Source organism: Pseudomonas sp. FP198 (assembly GCF_030687895.1).
Lineage (GTDB): Bacteria > Pseudomonadota > Gammaproteobacteria > Pseudomonadales > Pseudomonadaceae > Aquipseudomonas.
The window spans coordinates 1,669,873-1,687,435 of the sequence record NZ_CP117452.1 but is presented as its reverse complement, the minus strand read 5'-3'; the positions used below and the strand labels follow the sequence as shown (position 1 = coordinate 1,687,435).

The following is a 17,563-nucleotide window of genomic DNA, read 5'->3' as shown; positions in this document are numbered from 1 at the left end:
CGGTGACGGAGCCGAAGGCGGAGGACAGTGTTGAGTGGCGCGAAAGAGGTTATTTCGGCCGACCGGCGGTCAACAGTTGGGCCCATTCATACTCAAGATAATCGGCCAACGAAATCCAGTTCTGCGCCTGCTGATCAACCAGCATCAAGGCAAGCAGCCTGTTCCACGACGCAGGGACGTCGCCTGGCATCAATTCGACTAAAGGCTGCACCGATTCGATCAGCGCGACCATCGCCAGCCCCGCCTCGACATCTCGTCCAAGGCGAAACAGACGCGCGCACTCACGGGCATCATCGATCACTACTTGAAGCTCGGTCATTGCACATATTCCGGATCAAAATCGGTGCCCACAATCAACGCTCCGTCTCGACTGCTGTTATAGAACCGCACCTGGGGATGCCTGGCGATAAAACGCTCCAGCTCACAGAGGTAGCTGCGGAAGTTGAGCTGGGTCTTGACTCGTTGGCCATGCCCATCAAGCACCCAGTGCCTGGACGCCTTTAACTGCGGCCCCAAGTCGCCATCGCCCCATCCTGCATGGGTCTTGTCATTGGGAAAGGCAAAATCAGCACCAAAAAGCGTGATGTGCGCAGCGCCCATTTGCACCGCCAAGTCGACCGCCGGATGAATCACGCTTCCGCCTACATGGAGTTCGGCCCGGTGCAGTTGCTCACGCATCTGGCGATAGACCGGGCTGGAGGAGTAAGCGACGTAGCGAGGCCCTTGCCACGCCTCAATCACCAATGGGTCGGCCATCGGCAGATAGACCAGCGCGATGCCGTCAGTGTTTTCAGAGGGAAGATGACGCGCCGAGATACGCTGGTCGATGCTGACCACGATGTCGGGACGAATGCCGTGACTGATCAACGGCCGGTATGCCGTATCGACACAAATCAACAATGGTCGCTCGGCTTGCTCGCTAAGGTGGCGCAGTCTTTCGAAATGCTGCTCAAGGCTGGGGCCGGTGGCCACGACAAGCGCCTTACGGCCCTTGAATGCGCCGAACAGCTCGACGACATCCCGATCCTCGCTCGCGAGACTGAAGGTCGATTGCAGGCGTTCAACAATCTCAGGGGACTGTGGATCGAACTCACGATTAGTGAAAGCCAGATGGATCTCACTGATCAATCGATCACGAATCTTGGCATTGTAATCGTCGGCCAGCACCAGCTCGGCGGGCAGTGCAAAAAATGGCAACTGGATTTCCGCCAAGTCACCGGCATGAAGCAATACCACTCTCGGGTCGCACAGCCACGGTGATTGATCCAGCACCTGCAACACCAGGGCAAACACCGAACCGTTGAGAATATGCACGCACAACCTTTCGAGCCCTGCTCGCCCCAGCAAGCGGTTCTGCAGATCGCCCAGCCCGGTGCCATAGACATGCACCACGGGAGCGTCCAGCGGGAGACTGGCGGCTTGCAGGTCGGCCTCGGCAAGACGGTCATGTCGACTGGTCAGTTGAATGCCATTAACACTCAGTGTCGACCCAAGACCTTCTACAAGATCAGCCTGCAATTCACTGACATCCTCAAGCAACAGACGCTCGGCCAAGGCCGGCCAACGATGCTGAATGATCTGAAGATTGCGCTCGAAGAACTCGCTCATGGTGTCTCGCTTTCGCGTCAGGCAAAAAAATAGCGTTCAAGGTTACACCTTGGACGCTATTTTTGTGCCCGGGTTTTATTGGCTCACGGGCGATAGATGATCGCCGAGCCCCATGACAGACCTACGCCGAAGCCACTCAACGCCACACGCTTCCAGTCGGAGTTGAGCACGTGTCTCTCCAGCAGCAGTGGAATGCTCGACGACACGGTGTTGCCGGTCTCGACCATGTCCTTGATGAACTTTTCCGGCTCGCCCTCGAAACGTCGCGCCACGGCATCGACAATTGCCGCACTGCCCTGATGGATGCAGAACGCATCGATGTCGCTGGCTTGAAGGTTAGAGTCGGCGAGCAACTCATGCAAATGGGCCGGAACCTTGAGCAAGGCGAAGTTGAAGACTTGGCGGCCGTTCATGAAGAATACGCCGTCGCTGACCTTCAGGTGCGGGGCGCCAGAGCCGTCAGTGCCAAACTTGGCCTTGCCCAGTTGCCACGGGGCGTCTTCCCCCATCCAGGTGGCGGTAGCCGCGTCGCCAAACAGCATCGTCGTATTGCGGTCTTCTGGATCGACGATTTTCGAATACGGATCAGCCGTCACCAACAGGCCGTTCTTCAGGCCAGCGGCCTCCATGAAGCCCTTGATGGCATAGATGCCATAGACATAACCCGAGCAGCCCAGGGAAATATCGAACGCCGCCACGGTGGTAGGCAAGCCGAGCTTGTCCTGGACGATGGCTGCCGTGTGAGGCAAGCCTTCTTCATCGCCATTCTGTGTAACGACGATCAGCACGTCGACGGATTCGCGTTTCAGGCCGGGATTGTTGGCAAACAGCGCGTTGACCGCTTCGACACACAGGTCCGAGGTTTCCTGCCCGTCATCCTTGCGAGGCAAGAAGGCCGAGCCAATCTTGCCAAGGATGAATTCTTCATCCTTTTCAAATTTTGCACCTTGTGCGTAATTGTCCACGCCGGCTACAGGAACGTAGCTCGCAATGCTTTTTATGCCAATCATTACGGCTTCCCAATCAAAAACAGCCCAATACCACCGCTCGCAAGGAATCGAGGGGCGCCGACAAATGGGAAGTGTAAAGGGCTATCACTGGGCCTGATAAGGGCCAGGCGCCATCTTCCCGGTCAATACAATACAGTGAAGATGCGCGTTATGACTCGTAGGTCACGCCAATTTTCCGAATAAGGTCTTTTTTGAAAGGGCTATTCAACCAGCGACCAGGCCAATGGAGTGCCGCGTTTGATGGCTTTACGAGCACAACGGCCCATCACAGAGTCGGCGTACTTGGGAGGCAGCCCCAGGCCTGGGCGAATAGCCCGGACGTTATGTGGTGTAAACGCATCACCAGGGCTCATGTCTTGCGTCACATACAGAGAACGTCGATAGACCAGCGACTTGCGCTCAGCCTCGGTCACGCCATAGTGCACCTGTCCCATGGCTTGCCAGGCACGCTCGGTTTCAATCACCAGCGCTGCCAGCTCCGCAGGTTCAAGGGAGAAACTGGCGTCCACCCCACCCGCCGCGCGGTCGAGAGTGAAGTGTTTTTCTACCACGGTTGCCCCTAACGCCACAGCGGCGACAGACACGCCAACCCCCATTGAGTGGTCCGATAACCCCACCTCACAGCCGAATAATTCCCGCAGATGAGGGATAGTGCGCACATTGCTGTTGGCCGGGGTGGCCGGATAGGTGCTGGTGCACTTGAGCAATACCAGATCCTTGCAACCGGCCTCTCGGGCCGCCCGTACAGTTTCGTCGAGTTCAGCAACGCTCGCCATGCCGGTGGAAATAATCAACGGCTTGCCGGTGGCGGCGACTCGCCGGATCAGCGGTAGATCCGTGTTTTCAAAACTGGCGATCTTATAGGCGGGCACGTCCAGGCTTTCGAGAAAATCCACGGCGGTCTCGTCGAACGGCGTCGAGAACGCGAGCATGCCCAGCGCCTTGGCCCGGGCGAAAATCGGAGCGTGCCATTCCCAGGGCGTATGGGCCTTATCGTACAAGTCATAGAGCGATGTACCCGCCCAAAGGCTGCTGGGGTCCTTGATGAAGAATTCCCCTTCGCTCAGATCCAGCGTCATGGTATCGGCAGTGTAGGTCTGCAGCTTCAAAGCGTGAGCGCCGGCATGGGCGGCGGCTTCGACGATCTGCAAGGCCACTTCCAGCGATTGGTTATGGTTGCCGCTCATCTCGGCAATGATGAAAGGCGGCGCGTCAGCCCCGATACTGCGCTGACCGATCTTGAAACTACTCATGAGGATGATCCTTCAATACGCGCGTGAACACGCATGTGCCTTGACTGAAACCGGCTTGGCGGAACAGGTCCAAAGACGCCTGGTTAGCGGGCAGAACCTGAGCGGTAAAGCGGCTCAATTGCGGCCAGTGGACGGTAGCAAACGCCTCACCATGGGCCAGCAATGCCCTGCCCCACCCCAGCCCCAGGCGATTCTCGAACAAATAAATCGATACCAGCGCTTCGCTGCCTTGCAGGTCGTAACGCAATGCGCCGACAGGTCCGTCGAACGCATCGCCAACCAGCAATAAACGCTGTGGATTGACCAGGCTGCCTTGCAGCCATTGGCAATGGCGATCCCAGTCGACGGGTGAACGATCCAGCGATACACGGCGCACGGCGTCGGCATTACGCCCCTCGAAAAGCAGACGAGCGTCAGCTTGCGTGGCCGGACGGACCCGTAACATGGCGCCGGCCAACGCAACGGCGACGCGTGACACGCCCAAGCCGTCGACCAGTCGCCGGGAGTGCTGTGCCAGGCTCTGACGCAACCCGTGGTTATCCACGACGAAACCGATGGCCTGGCGCAACTGTTCAACCGTAACCTTATCTCTGGGCCCGAGGTAGACATGGGCTCCAAACGACGCCATTGCATCGCTGTTGGCCTGCTGATTGTTCGATACCGCGATACAAATCGTGGGCAACCCCATGGCGGCCCGCTCCCAACTGGTTCCACCACCGGCACCAATGAACAGATCGGCCTCCAGCATGAGCCGATGAAAATGACTGACGAAACTGTGCAATCGCCAATGGGGACGACTCGCCGCCATCCGTTGCATGCAAGCCCATGCCGGGTTGTCCACACCGGCAACAAAATCCACTTCCAGTCCAGGGTAATCCGCCAGCGCCAGCATTGCGTGATAAGTCTGCATCGCCGCATCAAAACCGCCGAAATTGACGAGCACGCGCCTGACCTTCGGTTTTATCTCGATCGCCCCGCAACGAAACTCATCGCGCAACAACGCGTAACGCGGTCCCAGCAGCGTACGGCAATGCTTGGGCAGCAACCCTTCATACGCAGCTTGGGTACCGGACAGATTCTGATTAAGCAGGAGGTCGACGCTATAAGTCCGGGTCGCCAGGTCATCCACCGCCATGATCCTTGGCGCAAAGCGCCGGGCAGCGGTCTGCCAATGATGATCCAGGCCATAGTGGTCAACGATGATCCAGTCGAAACCGGGCCGATCGGCCAGCGCTTGCTCCAACGCTTCGATATCTGCCTGCCAGGGTAACAACGACTCGATGGCCTGTTGCGGATCTTCGCCAGGATAAAAGTCTGGCAGGGAGAACGTCTCAAAGCCCTCGGCCTCCAAGGCGTGCAGACGATGTCCGATGAGCAACCGACAGGCGAACGCGACGTGCGCGCCCTGCCCGCGCAGGACTCGCGCCAAGGTCAGGCAACGGGCGATGTGCCCACTGCCGATGCTGGGTGAAGCGTCGGCGCGGATCAGCACTCTCATTGCAATTCACCGCCTGCTTTCAAAGCGGCGTAGAGATACTCGGCGCGCGTCCAGTCTTCGGCGGTATCGATGTCTTGCACCAGATGGCGAGGCAGCACCACCGGCAGGCTTTTGGAAGAAAACAACGTATCGCCACGCAACCAAGCCTCCCGGCGCCCCCAATAGAATTGGCCAGCATCCTGAAAAGCTTCGGCCAGGTCCTGGGAGCGGGTGTCGCGAAATTGCGGGTACAGAGGCGTCAACGCGCCCTGTTCGTCCAGTGTCAACGCGCGTTGCACCGGAAAGCCAAAACCGGTCACAGAAAACGCGAACGACTTCTCGGGATGCTCGCGCAGTAAGTCAAAACCTTCACGTAGAAACCGCGGTTGCAACAAGGGGGCGGTGGCATAAATGCAACAGACAAAGTCGAACGAACGCGCACGTAATTCATTCAGGGCATGGACAATCACCGTCGCCGTTCCGGTGAAATCATCCGCTAACGCTGCCGGTCGCAGGAATGGCACCTGCGCACCGTGAGTCTTGGCCAATTCGGCAATTTCTTCGTCATCGGTGCTGACAATCACTTCGTTGAACAATCCCGACGCCAGCGCCGTACGGATTGAGCGGACAATCATCGGCACGCCATCGAACGGCTTCAGGTTCTTGCGAGGAATACGCTTGCTACCGCCACGGGCGGGAATGATCGCGATTGCGCTCACGCGTCGTTACTCCTCAAGCAAACGTTGCAGTTGCCCAACCACATAGTCCTGCTGTTCGTCGCTGAGGGAAGGAAACATCGGTAGGCTGATGGCCTCGGCGTAATAACGTTCAGCCTGTGGATAATCACCTTGGGCAAATCCCAGATCGCGGTAATACGGTTGCAAATGGACCGGTATGTAGTGCAGGTTCACACCGATCCCGGCCGCGCGCAAGCCTTCGAAAACCTGACGATGACTGAGGGAAATCTCATCAAGTCGCAAGCGCACCACATACAAATGCCAGGCCGATTCGGCGTCGGCTTGCAAGCCGGGCAAGGTCAGCGGCGAACCACCCAGCAACTGATTATAGCGCGCCGCCAAACCACGACGCCGGGCGACAAACCCTTCGAGCTTATCCAACTGGGAAAGCCCCAGGGCAGCTTGAAGATCCGTCATGCGGTAATTGAAACCCAGCTCCACCTGCTGGTAGTACCAAGGCCCATGGCTGGGTTCGGTCATCTGCCCGGCTTCACGGGTCATCCCATGGCTGCGCAGACGTTGCAGGCGCTGCGCCAGCTCCGGGCGATTGGTCAGGACCATTCCGCCTTCAGCGCTGGTAATGATTTTCACCGGATGGAAACTGAACACCGTCATGTCCGCGAATTCGCCACACCCCACTGGCCTGTCGGCATAAGACGCGCCCACGGCATGAGAGGCGTCCTCAATGACCGTGAAGCCGTATCGCTCGGACAGGCGAGAGATCTCACGCATATCACAGCTTTGCCCGGAGAAGGCTACCGCCACCAAAACTTTTGGCAGGGTCCCGTCACACTCGGCCCTGTCGAGTTTTATGGCCAAGGCAACGGCATCGAGATTCCAGGTCAGCGGATCGATATCGACGAAATCCACCTGTGCGCCGCAATAACGGCCGCAATTGGCTGAGGCCAGAAAGGTGTTTGGCGTGGTCCACAAGCGATCCCCAGGCCCAAGCCCCGCCGCCAGGCAAGCGATATGCAGCGCGGCGGTCGCGTTGCACACCGCCACGGCATGGCCGGCCTGGCAGCGGCGGGCCATGGCCTGTTCAAAGCGCTCGATCGCAGGCCCTTGCGTCAGCCAATCGGACTGCAACACGGCGACGACGGCATCGATGTCAGCTTGATCGAGGCTTTGCCGACCGTAGGGAATCATACCGACAGCCGAGCGTGCAGATCGGCGATCTGTTCCACCGACAAAAAGTGAGGATTGGTGTCAGAACGATACTCGAAGTCCTCCGCGACGGGAGTGCCTCGTTCGCCCAGGTTGTCCATAGCGAAATTCACATCCACGTTGGTGAAGCGAATCGACGGCTGGATTGTGTAATGGTCTGTGAACTCGATCGTCATGCGCGCGTCGTCCAGCGGTACCATCAGTTCATGAAGCTTTTCGCCGGGCCTGATGCCGACTTTTCTATGAGGCAGATGTCCAGCCATGCCCGACGCCAAATCGACGATGCGAATCGATGGAATCTTCGGCACGAACACTTCGCCGCCGTGCATGCGCGCGAAGCTGTCCAGCACGAATTGCACACCGTGATCGAGGGTGATCCAGAAGCGAGTCATACGTTCATCGGTAATTGGCAGCTCCGTCGCGCCCTCAGCGATGAGCTTGCTGAAGAACGGCACCACCGAGCCCCGGGAGCCGGCAACATTGCCATAGCGCACGACGGCGAACCGGGTTTGCTGTTCGCCCGCGATATTGTTGGCCGCCACGAACAATTTGTCCGACAGCAACTTGGTCGCGCCGTACAGGTTGATTGGGCTGGCCGCTTTGTCGGTGGACAGCGCAACGACTTTTTTCACACCGTTATCGATCGCCGCTGCGATGATATTTTCTGCACCATTGACGTTGGTGCGAATGCATTCGGTAGGATTGTATTCCGCCGCCGGCACCTGTTTGAGGGCCGCCGCATGCACCACGTAATCGATGCCACGCATGGCCTGGCGCAGACGATCTGCATCGCGCACGTCTCCCAGGAAATAACGCATGCACGGGGCGTTGAAGGTTTGTTGCATCTCGTACTGCTTGAGTTCATCGCGGGAAAACACCACCACGCGCTTGGGCTGGTATTGCTCCAGCAACCGGCGGATGAAATTGCGCCCGAACGAGCCGGTGCCGCCTGAGATGAAGATCGATTTACCGTTGAACATACCTTGAGTCCTTTGCCTGATAACCAGACCTATGCGAGCAATCTTGCCCAATCCACTGCCGCAGCGGTGCCCAGCGCAAAGCCGGTACCGGTCAAGGCCAGGTTCGGGTTACGGGCCGCGTCATGGTTGAAGCGCGCCTGCCACTTGTTGCGCAAGACCTTGGTCGCCTCCGGCGCATCGGGGAACGTACCGGAGTGCAGCATTTGGGCCTGGGGAGTCCAGACGGTGAGATACCCCGCATCCGCCGCTTTCAGGCACAGATCGACGTCGGCAAACGCTTCACCGAAATGTTCCTCGTCCAAGCCGCCAACCGCTTCGAACAGATCCTTGCGGATCATCAGGCACGCGCCAGACACCGCCGAGTAGTTCTGTTCCGCTTGATGGCCGTTGAGATAACCCTTGGCGTCCTTGCGCTCGCCAATAAATACCGAGGCCACCTGACCGTCAGGGGCAAGCACCAGGCCGGCCTGGGTGGTGATACCGCGAATGTCCATCTGCTTGCTGCCGACGATTCCCACTTCGGGGCGCTGTGCCTGGTTGAGCAAGCTGTCGAGCCAGTTGGCGTTGATCACTTGTACTTGGGCAGACAGCAACACCAGATACTCGCCTTTGGCTTGGGCGCCCGCCCAGTTGATCAGGGCCGAAGCGCTGAGGCGCCGGTCGCTGCGCAGGATTCGGATCCGGTCGCCCTTGCCTTCCAGGCTGTCGAGCCACTGGGTCAATGCTTCGGACTGGCTATGATTGTCGGCGACCAGAATTTCATGGCGATGATAACGGGTACGCTGCAGCACGCTGACCAGTGCCTGCTGTACCTGTTCGAAGTTATCCCGGCTTTCGAGAATGATCGAGACCAACGGCCGCTCGGCATGCTGGTAATCGATTTGATAGGTCAACGGTAGCGCCGTAGTGACCTGGGCACGATAACCCCGGGCTGCCAAGTGGCGTGTCAGTACCTGACGTTCCTGAGAGTTTTCCTCTTCCACCGGGGCGTTGCAGATCAGCAACGGCTCGGCCAGGTGCGCCAGGCCGGCAAGCCCTGCGTCTTCGATTAAACGCAACAGCAGGTCCAACTCCAGGGCCTGAGTGTATTCAGGAGTGAAACCGCGTGCCTGTACCAATACGTCACGATGAATCAGCCAATGCCGCGCCATCAATGAAGGCACCGATTGCAGGAAATCAAGATTGACGCCGGGGCGGAACACATCGGTGAGACTGCCATCGGCCTTGCGGTGGATTTCGTCCATGGCCACAGCACGCACGCCCTCAGCACCGATCAGCTCGAGGCTGGCACGCAGCAGGCCGCTTTGAGTGAATTGGTCGCCCGCTTCGGCCAGCACCATCCAGTCGGCGGAGGATTGCCCGATGATCTGGTTGACGCGCTCGACATAGTTCGTTGCGCTGACTTTGACGAAATGCACGGTGTCGCGCACGGTCGTGGTCGCCGGCACGTCACCGGTGGTGAAGACCACCACGTTGAACGCCTTGCTGTGGCCGTTGACCAGGCTGTCGAAGGTTGCCTGCAGCTTGAACATGTCAGCGCCGAGGTCCAGCAGCAGGATGCAGAACCGCGGGCCGCCCTGATGCTTGGCCAAGTGGGCGGTGATGGATTTCAATTGCTCGGCATCCGGATTGCGCGCCTCAAGCCAACTCAGCAGACGACCGGAGTGCATGTTTTCCAGCAAGCGCCGATCCAGCTGTCCCGGCACCGAATCCAATCGCTCAGCCCAAGCTTGCAATTTTAATGCTTCATCGGGCTCGTCGCTGGTTTTCAGCGATTCGGCCAGGCGCTTGACCACGGTACGGTTGAACGCATACAGGCCTTGGGCTTCCCACAAGCGGCTGCGGATTGTGCGTTCATTGTCGTTAGGTTGCACTCGCATCAGCTCGTGCTGGCGCAGAAGAATACCTTCCAGTTGCTGAAGCTGAAGGCGGCCAGCCGGCATAGCATGCAGCAGGAATTCAAACTGGGTCAGCAGATCGAAGACACGTTGATTGTAAAAAGGCATTTCGACAAATTGCTGCGGGCCAAACGAACGAATCGGTTCGCCCCCCGCCTCCAGCCACGCCGAACGGATAATTTGCGTCCCCTTGAGGGAGCGCCCCTGTTGCAGGCAATCGGCCATGGCCGCAAAACTGTCCAGAGCGATCTGTTTGATGCGCTCCGGAGCCTGCTCGCTAAGCTGGGTTGGCACGGATGCCAGGAACTCGGCGAAATGCTCACGCTCGGCGACACTCTTGGCGTCTTTGTAACTCAACACCGTCAGGACGTTGGTGTTGTGTTCGGAGCCGCCGTAGTTGAGTTCGCGCACGGCGAACGGAATCGGCAGGATCCGTGCCTTGGCACAGGCCAATAGGTAAAAGGTATGGCCGATTTTCCTGCCACTCGAAACTGGTGCCTGGCGGCAGTATGCCGTACCACTGTTGTAGCAGGTCAGTGCGGGTCACGGCGTAGAACGGCGGCAGGAATTGATCCATGAAACGGATCACACGGTCCTCGGCCAATTCGCTGTCGTAGTCCTCGTGCACCTTGCGGTCTCGGCGGAAGTAGCAGACTTCTGTCGCGCAGGACAAATACATGATGCCGTAGCCATGGCAAAGGCCGTAGTCGGGGTTGGCTTCGAGAAACTCCACCGACTCGGTCAAGGCATCATGCAACAGGAAATCGTCATCGGCGGCGAACACCATATAAGGCGTTTTGACCTGGTTGACACCATAGGTCAATTTTTCCTGAAGCCCTTTGTAGGTGAACTGAGGCAAGTGGCGGTAATCGACCGATGGAAAATCCCCGGGCGATTTGATCATCCCGCTCCACCGAGGAATCCAGCACCAGCACCGAGCACGGATAGCTGCTGTAGTAATGCAATGTGCGGCGCAGGAATGCGCTGCGGTTGTGGGAGATGACCACCACGGTGAACCGCTCGTTCAGCGGTGCCACGTTGTTTTGAAGCATATTTCGAACCTGCATATTTCCTAGTCCCCACAACCTGCCAGACGCCAATGACTTGAAACGGATGGATTAACGAACCCGACGCAGATAACCATCCGGTGCAACGGTGATCAGCAGTTTGTTCTGCAGTTGCTGGTCAATTTCGAAGCTGTCGTTTTCTTCGAGGTATTTCCACACTGCGGTTTTAGGGTTGTCGCCCGGCCCCCATGGGCGATCCGGGAAAAAATCCGCCGGCATGTCTTCCACCACCGTGTCCATCACCACGCAGTAGCTGCCCACCGAAACCAGCGGCGCATACAGACGCAGCTCTTCAAGTACATGGTCATGGGTGTGGTTGGAATCGAGTACCAGAATGACTTTCTTGCCTTTGGCCGCTGCACGCACCTGCTCGGCGATAGCCGGATCGATGCTAGAACCTTCGATCATCGAGATGCGTTTGCTCATCGGATGGCTCTCGATGGCTTCGCGATTGTGCGGGCGAATATCCAGGTCGATACCCAGCACTTCGCCGTGGCCTTGCAACTCCAGCAACGAAGCGTAATAGATGATCGAACCGCCGTGGGCGATACCGCATTCAATGATCAGGTCAGGCTTGATCTGCCAGATCAGTTCCTGCATGGCCATCATATCCTGTGGCAGCTGGATGATCGGCCGCCCCATCCATGAAAAATGGTAGCTGTACTTGTGGCGGGCCGATTCGTTGAAAAACGCCTTGGCCAAGCCGACGAGTTTCTGATCTTGGCCTTGACCGGCGATTTCGGTCTGGCATTGGGCTTCGAATGCTTTATGGATAGTGTTGTCGGTCATTTTTCGAATCTCGTGGTTATTGGAACGAAGCGCTGTCAACGGCGTGGTAGACGTAACGCCCACCGGTCATCCGCTTGATCTCTTCGAGGTAATTGGAATTCATGACAAATACATGCGCCCCTTCAGCTAGAGCAGTCATCGCCTCCTCGGGCGAGGAGACCCGCACCCCACTCAACGGCAGGTACCGCCCCTGCTTGGCCGGGTTGATATCCACCACGCAGTCCACTGCAACACCGGCTCGTTGCAGAAAAAGCGAGTAGATCACGCCCTTGGACGACGCCCCCCAGATCGCCGAGCCTTGCTGCGGCGCAGCCTGAACAATCTGCACGGCGTGATCGAGACTGGCGGTGAATTCGGCGGGCAGTTGCAACGCCGGAACGGGCTGATCCGGCTTCAGGCGCAACGTGGCCAGATCAGCAACGATATACAGGTACTGACCGCCGAACAGGTGCCCGGCTTCATGCACCGTGCCAAACATCCGGTGCAGGTCAGCGAGGCGGAAATAGTTGACATGTTCGTAGAACAGGTCGAACCACGCACGATGTTCGAGGATCCAGTCCAGGCACGGCACTTCGATGTAGATCTGTCCGCCCTGGTTGGCCGCCGCGATCTCAGCAAGGAAAGCCACCGGGTCCTGGATATGCTCCAGCACGTGACGCAGCACCACCGCATCGGCCGACAGGCCCAGTTCGCGAGTGAACGGCGCCTTGATCACGCCTGCGTTTGCGCCCTCATAGGCGGGGTCGATACCCGTGATCGTGTAGCCACGCTCCTTGAGCAGTTCCAGAAAATAGCCTTTGCCGCAACCGACCTCGATCAACTCCTGGCCGCTGAAATGCCGGGCGATGATGCCCTCCACGTCAGCAAGATGCTTCTGGAACTGACCGGAATAGGCCTGTTCATTCTGGTAATCGCTGTCATAGCTGAGCTTGTCAGCATCGAACGCCTGATTAAAAACCAACCCGCTCACGTCGTCCTGGACCAACACCATGTCGGCACTCGCCGAGGCTCTGGCCGACTGCTCGTTGGCGAAGGTACGGTTCTGCAGAACCGGAAGGCCGGTGGCCCGGTATAGCTCACGCGTCATGTTCGGCTCCCAACAAAGTATGCAAACGTTCGGCCACACCCCAGAACGCCATGGGTTCGTGAGTCGGATACGGATAATGACCCAGGTTCAGGCGAATGGCCGCGCCACGCTCACGCAACCGTGCTTCTACCAGCGCACGAACCGACACCGGCTCGCCACTTGAGCAATTGACGACACCATTGAATTCGCGCCGCGACAGCAGCCCCGCCAGATAAGCACTCGCTGTTTCGATTGCCAGGTAATCGCGCAACTGCTCGCCGCCCGACATATCGAATACCGGCGCCTGGGCATCAATGGCCCGGTCCAGCGCCGCGAGCAGGCTGGTGGGGTTCTGACCAGCGCCGTGCAGATAGAACAAACGTGCCCACTGCAAGGTGAACGGGTGCTCGCGTTGCAGGTGTTCGAGGAACAGGCGCAAGGTATTTTTTGCCAAACCGTAAGGGTTGGCCGGTTGCGGCGCAGTCTGCTCATCGAGCGGTCCGCTCTGCAGGCCATATTCGAAACAGGTCCCCGTGACCAGCACCTGGCCCACTCCCGCCATGACCGCCGTTTTGATGAACTGATAATCGGCCATCAGGTTATGTTCGAAATGAAACAGTGCCTGGTAATTCGGCAATCCCGGCCACGCCAGATGCGCCAAGGCATCGACATCCTCGACCAATGCAGCAACGTCCAGTTCTTCGGCATGGACATCGGCCGCGACGAATTCAACCCGGTCGAACCAGGGCAATGCCTTGGCAGGCTCCTCCCTGCGCGCAACGGCCCTGACCTGACAACCGCGAGCGAGCAGGGCCGCGACCAGATGACGGCCGACAAACCCGGTGGCGCCAGTCACTAACACCTTCATAGCAGCGTCAGCTCAGGCACCGCGATGACGAATTGCCCGCCCCATTGACGAACCTCAACCAGCTGTTGGCTGACTTCACTCAGCAGGTTCCAGGGCAGGACGACAACGTAGTCGGGTTTCTCTATTGCGATACGCTCAGGCGACACGATAGGAATCCGACTGCCAGGCAAATATTTACCCTGTTTGTGCGGGTTGGCATCCGCCACCCACGCCAGCAGATCAGGCTTGACCCCGGCGTAGTTGAGCAAAGTGTTGCCCTTGGCGGCTGCGCCATACCCGACCACATGCTTGCCATCGGCCTTGGCCTGCAACAAAAAGCGCAACAGGCCATGTTTGATCGCTTCGGCGGCCGGCGCCAGGGTGGCGTAGTACGCGGCGGTTTTCACGCCGGCATCCAGTTCGGCCTGTAACTGTTGTTGCACGGAGGACTGGACCGGGCGTCGAACGCCGTCGACACGCTGGACGAAGACTCGCAACGAGCCGCCATGGGTCGACAGCTGGCTGACATCGAAGACTTCAAGCCCATTGCGCTCGCACAGGGTTTGCACGGACGTAAGCGACAAATAAGAAAAATGTTCGTGATAGAGCGTGTCGAACTGCTGCCCGGCCATCAATGTGAGCAGTTGCGGAAACTCGAACGTGGCGACACCGGTCGGCTTGAGCAGCGTGGCAAACCCGGCGAGGAAATCATTGATGTCCGGCACGTGGGCCAATACGTTGTTGGCCACCATCAAATCCGCTGCCCAGCCGTCGCCTTCCAGTTGCGCGGCCGTTTCGCGACCAAAGAACAACTCGCAGATTTCCAGACCTCTGGCACGGGCGGCCTCGGCGGTGCTGCGCGTTGGCTCGACCCCCAGGCAGGGGATACCGCGCTTGCCCACGAACTGCAACAGGTAGCCGTCGTTGGCGGCAATTTCCACCACGCGACTATCAGCGCTCAGGTCGAAGCGCTTGACCATCTCGGCAACATAACGCTCGGCGTGGGCCAGCCAAGTGCTGGAAAAGGAACTGAAATAGGCGTACTCGGCGTCGAACAGCGTATCCGCGCTGGTGTAATCCTCGGTCTGCACCAACCAGCATTGCTGGCACACTGCAACTTTAAGCGGCACCCACTGCTCGGCCTGATCCAATTGGTCGGCCCGCACATACGCGTTGGACGGCGGCGAAGTGCCGAGATCGATCAGTGGCAAAGCCAGGGCAGTCCCGCAACCTCGGCAGTTCATAGACGCACTCCAGCAAAACGTTCGTCGAGCAAAGGATGGTTGCTATCCCGGCTCGACAGATTATTGACAGACAGCGGCCAGGCAATCGCCAGCCGCGGGTCATTCACAGACAGGCCGCCCTCATGCTCCGGAGCGTAGTCGGCACTGTGCAAGTAAAGCAGCTCAGCGTCGTCGGTCAGGGTCTGGAACCCATGGGCAAACCCGGCCGGGATCAACAGACTGCGGCCATCACCAGCCTTCAGGTGCTCGGCATGCCATCGCAGGAAGGTCTCGGACTCAGGTCGCAAATCCACGGCCACATCCCAGACTTCGCCACGCAGACAGGTGATCAGTTTGGCTTCCGGCTGCGCTGCGTTCTGATAATGCAAACCGCGCACACTACCCCGCTCACGGGTGCAGGAATGATTGATCTGGCGGACATGGAACGGCTGGCCGAACGCACTCAAGGTCCCTTCACAGAACAGCCGGGCGAAATGTCCGCGCTGGTCTTCGAAGCGTTTGTGCTGGACGCTGAACAGACCGTCCAGCGGCAATGTCTTCAAATAAAATTCGCTCACAACCCGCCTCGGTACAGGTGCAGTTGGCCGAGGGTGACTTGACGCATGTCGTCACCGTTCTGCCATGCCAAGTGCCAATCCAGGGTCTGGCCCAGGCACTGTTGCAACGACCAGCGCGGCTGCCAGCCGAGCAGTTGCCGGGCGCGGCTGCTGTCCAGGCGCAACAGGCCGGCCTCGTGCAAGTCGCTCGGTTCGATGCGCAGGCCCGGCGCTTGCGGCCAGCGCTCGGCCAGCAGTTGAACGACTTCGCCGACGCTGCACATGTCCGCTTCACCCGGACCGAAGTTCCAGGCACCTGCGAACTCCGGCCCCTGCTGATACAGGCACTCAGCCAACTGCAGGTAACCGGCCAACGGTTCGAGAGCGTGCTGCCATGGGCGCACGGCTTGTGGATAACGCAGCGTCACCGGCTCGTCTGCCGACCAAGCCTTAAGCACATCAGGAATCAGGCGCTCGGGAGCGAAATCACCGCCGCCCAGCACGTTGCCTGCCCGCGCCGTGGCCAGGGCCAGACCATGCTCGGCATAGCGCTCTACCGAAAAGAACGAGGCAGCGTAAGATTGTGCCAGCAACTCGCAGCAGGCCTTGCTGCTGCTATAGGGATCGTGACCGCCCAAGGCCTCGTTTTCGCGGTAGGGCCATAACCATTCCTGGTTGGCGTAAACCTTGTCGGTAGTAACCAGTACGCATGCCTTGACGCCGCCCACCTGGCGAACCGCTTCCAGCAGGTTGAGAGTGCCCATGACGTTGCTGGAATACGTGCCCAACGGGTCTCGATAACCTTCGCGCACTAACGGCTGGGCTGCCAGATGCAGGACTATTTCCGGCTGCGCGTCCGCCAGGATTTCCAGCAAGGCACCGAGGTCGCGCAAGTCGCCGCGTCGGTCATCGATGCCCTCGCCCACGCGGGCCAGTTCGTACAGGTTCGGCTGGGTGGCCGGATCAAGGGAGAAACCACTGACCTTGGCCCCCAGGCTCTGCAGCCACAGCGTCAGCCAACTGCCCTTGAAGCCGGTATGGCCGGTGACGAGTACGCGCTTGCCACGCCAGAATTCCGGATTCAAGACCATTGTTTCCATGGGGCCTCGCCGCTTTGCCACAAAGCTTCGAGGTGGTTTTTATCGCGCAGGGTGTCCATTGGATGCCAGAACCCATCGTGCTGGAACGCCTGGAGCTGCTGCTCGGTCGCCAGAGCCGCCAGCGGTTCGGCTTCCCAGGACGTCTGGTCATCGGCGATAAAAGGCAAGACCTTTGGCGAGAGCACAAAAAAACCCCCGTTGATCCAGCCGCCGTCACCCCGGGGTTTTTCGGTGAAACCCAGAACGCTATCGCCGTCGCGCTCCAACGCACCGTAACGCCCAGGGGGCTGGACGGCCGTCACGGTGGCAAGCTTGCCATGGGACAAATGAAAATCCACGAGCGCGCCAATATTCAGGTCCGACACGCCATCACCATAGGTGAAGCAGAACGCCTCTTCATTTTCCAGATAACGCGCCGCCCTGCGCAGCCGCCCGCCGGTCATGGTGTCTTCGCCGGTGTCGATCAGGGTCACGCGCCACGGCTCGCTGTAGTTCTGGTGGACGTCCATGCGGTTGTTGCACATGTCGAAAGTGACGTCGGAGGTATGCAGGAAATAATTGGCGAAGAAGTCCTTGATGGCGTAGCCCTTGTAGCCCAGGCAGATCACGAAGTCATGGATTCCATGGGCGGAATACTGCTTCATGATGTGCCAAAGAATTGGCTTGCCACCGATTTCGATCATCGGCTTGGGCTTGAGGTGCGACTCCTCGCTGATCCGCGTGCCGAGACCACCTGCCAAGATAACTGCCTTCATCGTCTCCCCTCTCGTTCATCACCGGGCTC

15 protein-coding genes and 1 pseudogene are annotated in these 17,563 nt (G+C 58.9%); all 16 read right to left on the bottom strand.

Translation table 11 applies throughout. From position 1 onward, the window contains the following. Positions 1-49 precede the first annotated feature (49 nt). Complete coding sequence (locus PSH78_RS07885; RefSeq protein ID WP_305499592.1) at positions 50-319, bottom strand: hypothetical protein; 270 nt, start codon at positions 317-319, stop codon at positions 50-52. Then, the gene (locus PSH78_RS07880) at positions 316-1,608 is read right to left on the bottom strand and encodes a motility associated factor glycosyltransferase family protein (RefSeq protein WP_305499590.1); all 1,293 of its coding nucleotides are present in this window, start codon (positions 1,606-1,608) and stop codon (positions 316-318) included. The genes PSH78_RS07885 and PSH78_RS07880 overlap by 4 nt, the downstream gene beginning before the upstream one ends. Before the next feature lie 83 nt (positions 1,609-1,691). Further along, entirely contained in the window at positions 1,692-2,618 is a 927-nt protein-coding gene (locus tag PSH78_RS07875) for a ketoacyl-ACP synthase III (protein ID WP_305499588.1), read from the bottom strand. A gap of 200 nt (positions 2,619-2,818) precedes the next feature. After that, positions 2,819-3,871 (bottom strand): pseudaminic acid synthase, encoded by a 1,053-nt coding sequence (gene pseI / locus PSH78_RS07870; protein ID WP_305499586.1) that lies wholly within the window; start codon positions 3,869-3,871, stop codon positions 2,819-2,821. Next, positions 3,864-5,369, bottom strand: a complete 1,506-nt coding sequence (gene pseG / locus PSH78_RS07865; RefSeq protein WP_305499585.1) for a UDP-2,4-diacetamido-2,4,6-trideoxy-beta-L-altropyranose hydrolase — start codon at positions 5,367-5,369, stop codon at positions 3,864-3,866. The genes pseI and pseG overlap by 8 nt, the downstream gene beginning before the upstream one ends. Next, positions 5,366-6,067, bottom strand: a complete 702-nt coding sequence (gene pseF, locus PSH78_RS07860) for a pseudaminic acid cytidylyltransferase (protein WP_305499583.1) — start codon at positions 6,065-6,067, stop codon at positions 5,366-5,368. Before pseF ends, pseG begins: the two co-directional genes overlap by 4 nt. Positions 6,068-6,073: 6 nt before the next feature. After that, on the bottom strand, positions 6,074-7,234 hold the full coding sequence (gene pseC / locus PSH78_RS07855; protein ID WP_305499581.1) for a UDP-4-amino-4,6-dideoxy-N-acetyl-beta-L-altrosamine transaminase: 1,161 nt from the start codon (positions 7,232-7,234) through the stop codon (positions 6,074-6,076). Next, positions 7,231-8,232 (bottom strand): UDP-N-acetylglucosamine 4,6-dehydratase (inverting), encoded by a 1,002-nt coding sequence (pseB, locus tag PSH78_RS07850; protein WP_305499580.1) that lies wholly within the window; start codon positions 8,230-8,232, stop codon positions 7,231-7,233. Before pseB ends, pseC begins: the two co-directional genes overlap by 4 nt. Positions 8,233-8,261: 29 nt before the next feature. Further along, a pseudogene (locus PSH78_RS07845) lies at positions 8,262-11,197 on the bottom strand (TIGR00180 family glycosyltransferase). A 51-nt stretch (positions 11,198-11,248) separates the two neighbouring features. Then, the gene (locus tag PSH78_RS07840) at positions 11,249-11,986 is read right to left on the bottom strand and encodes a cephalosporin hydroxylase family protein (protein WP_305499578.1); all 738 of its coding nucleotides are present in this window, start codon (positions 11,984-11,986) and stop codon (positions 11,249-11,251) included. Positions 11,987-12,002: 16 nt separating this feature from the next. Next, positions 12,003-13,073 (bottom strand): class I SAM-dependent methyltransferase, encoded by a 1,071-nt coding sequence (locus PSH78_RS07835; RefSeq protein ID WP_305499576.1) that lies wholly within the window; start codon positions 13,071-13,073, stop codon positions 12,003-12,005. After that, positions 13,063-13,920, bottom strand: a complete 858-nt coding sequence (locus PSH78_RS07830; protein ID WP_305499575.1) for an NAD(P)-dependent oxidoreductase — start codon at positions 13,918-13,920, stop codon at positions 13,063-13,065. The genes PSH78_RS07835 and PSH78_RS07830 overlap by 11 nt, the downstream gene beginning before the upstream one ends. After that, on the bottom strand, positions 13,917-15,143 hold the full coding sequence (locus tag PSH78_RS07825; protein WP_305499573.1) for a class I SAM-dependent methyltransferase: 1,227 nt from the start codon (positions 15,141-15,143) through the stop codon (positions 13,917-13,919). Before PSH78_RS07825 ends, PSH78_RS07830 begins: the two co-directional genes overlap by 4 nt. Next, positions 15,140-15,700: a dTDP-4-dehydrorhamnose 3,5-epimerase gene (rfbC, locus tag PSH78_RS07820; protein WP_305499572.1), complete on the bottom strand. Its 561-nt coding sequence runs from the start codon at positions 15,698-15,700 to the stop codon at positions 15,140-15,142. Before rfbC ends, PSH78_RS07825 begins: the two co-directional genes overlap by 4 nt. Next, the gene (rfbG, locus tag PSH78_RS07815; protein ID WP_370871114.1) at positions 15,697-16,770 is read right to left on the bottom strand and encodes a CDP-glucose 4,6-dehydratase; all 1,074 of its coding nucleotides are present in this window, start codon (positions 16,768-16,770) and stop codon (positions 15,697-15,699) included. Before rfbG ends, rfbC begins: the two co-directional genes overlap by 4 nt. Next, complete coding sequence (gene rfbF, locus PSH78_RS07810) at positions 16,761-17,534, bottom strand: glucose-1-phosphate cytidylyltransferase (protein ID WP_305499570.1); 774 nt, start codon at positions 17,532-17,534, stop codon at positions 16,761-16,763. The genes rfbG and rfbF overlap by 10 nt, the downstream gene beginning before the upstream one ends. Between the last annotated feature and the right edge of the window lie 29 nt (positions 17,535-17,563).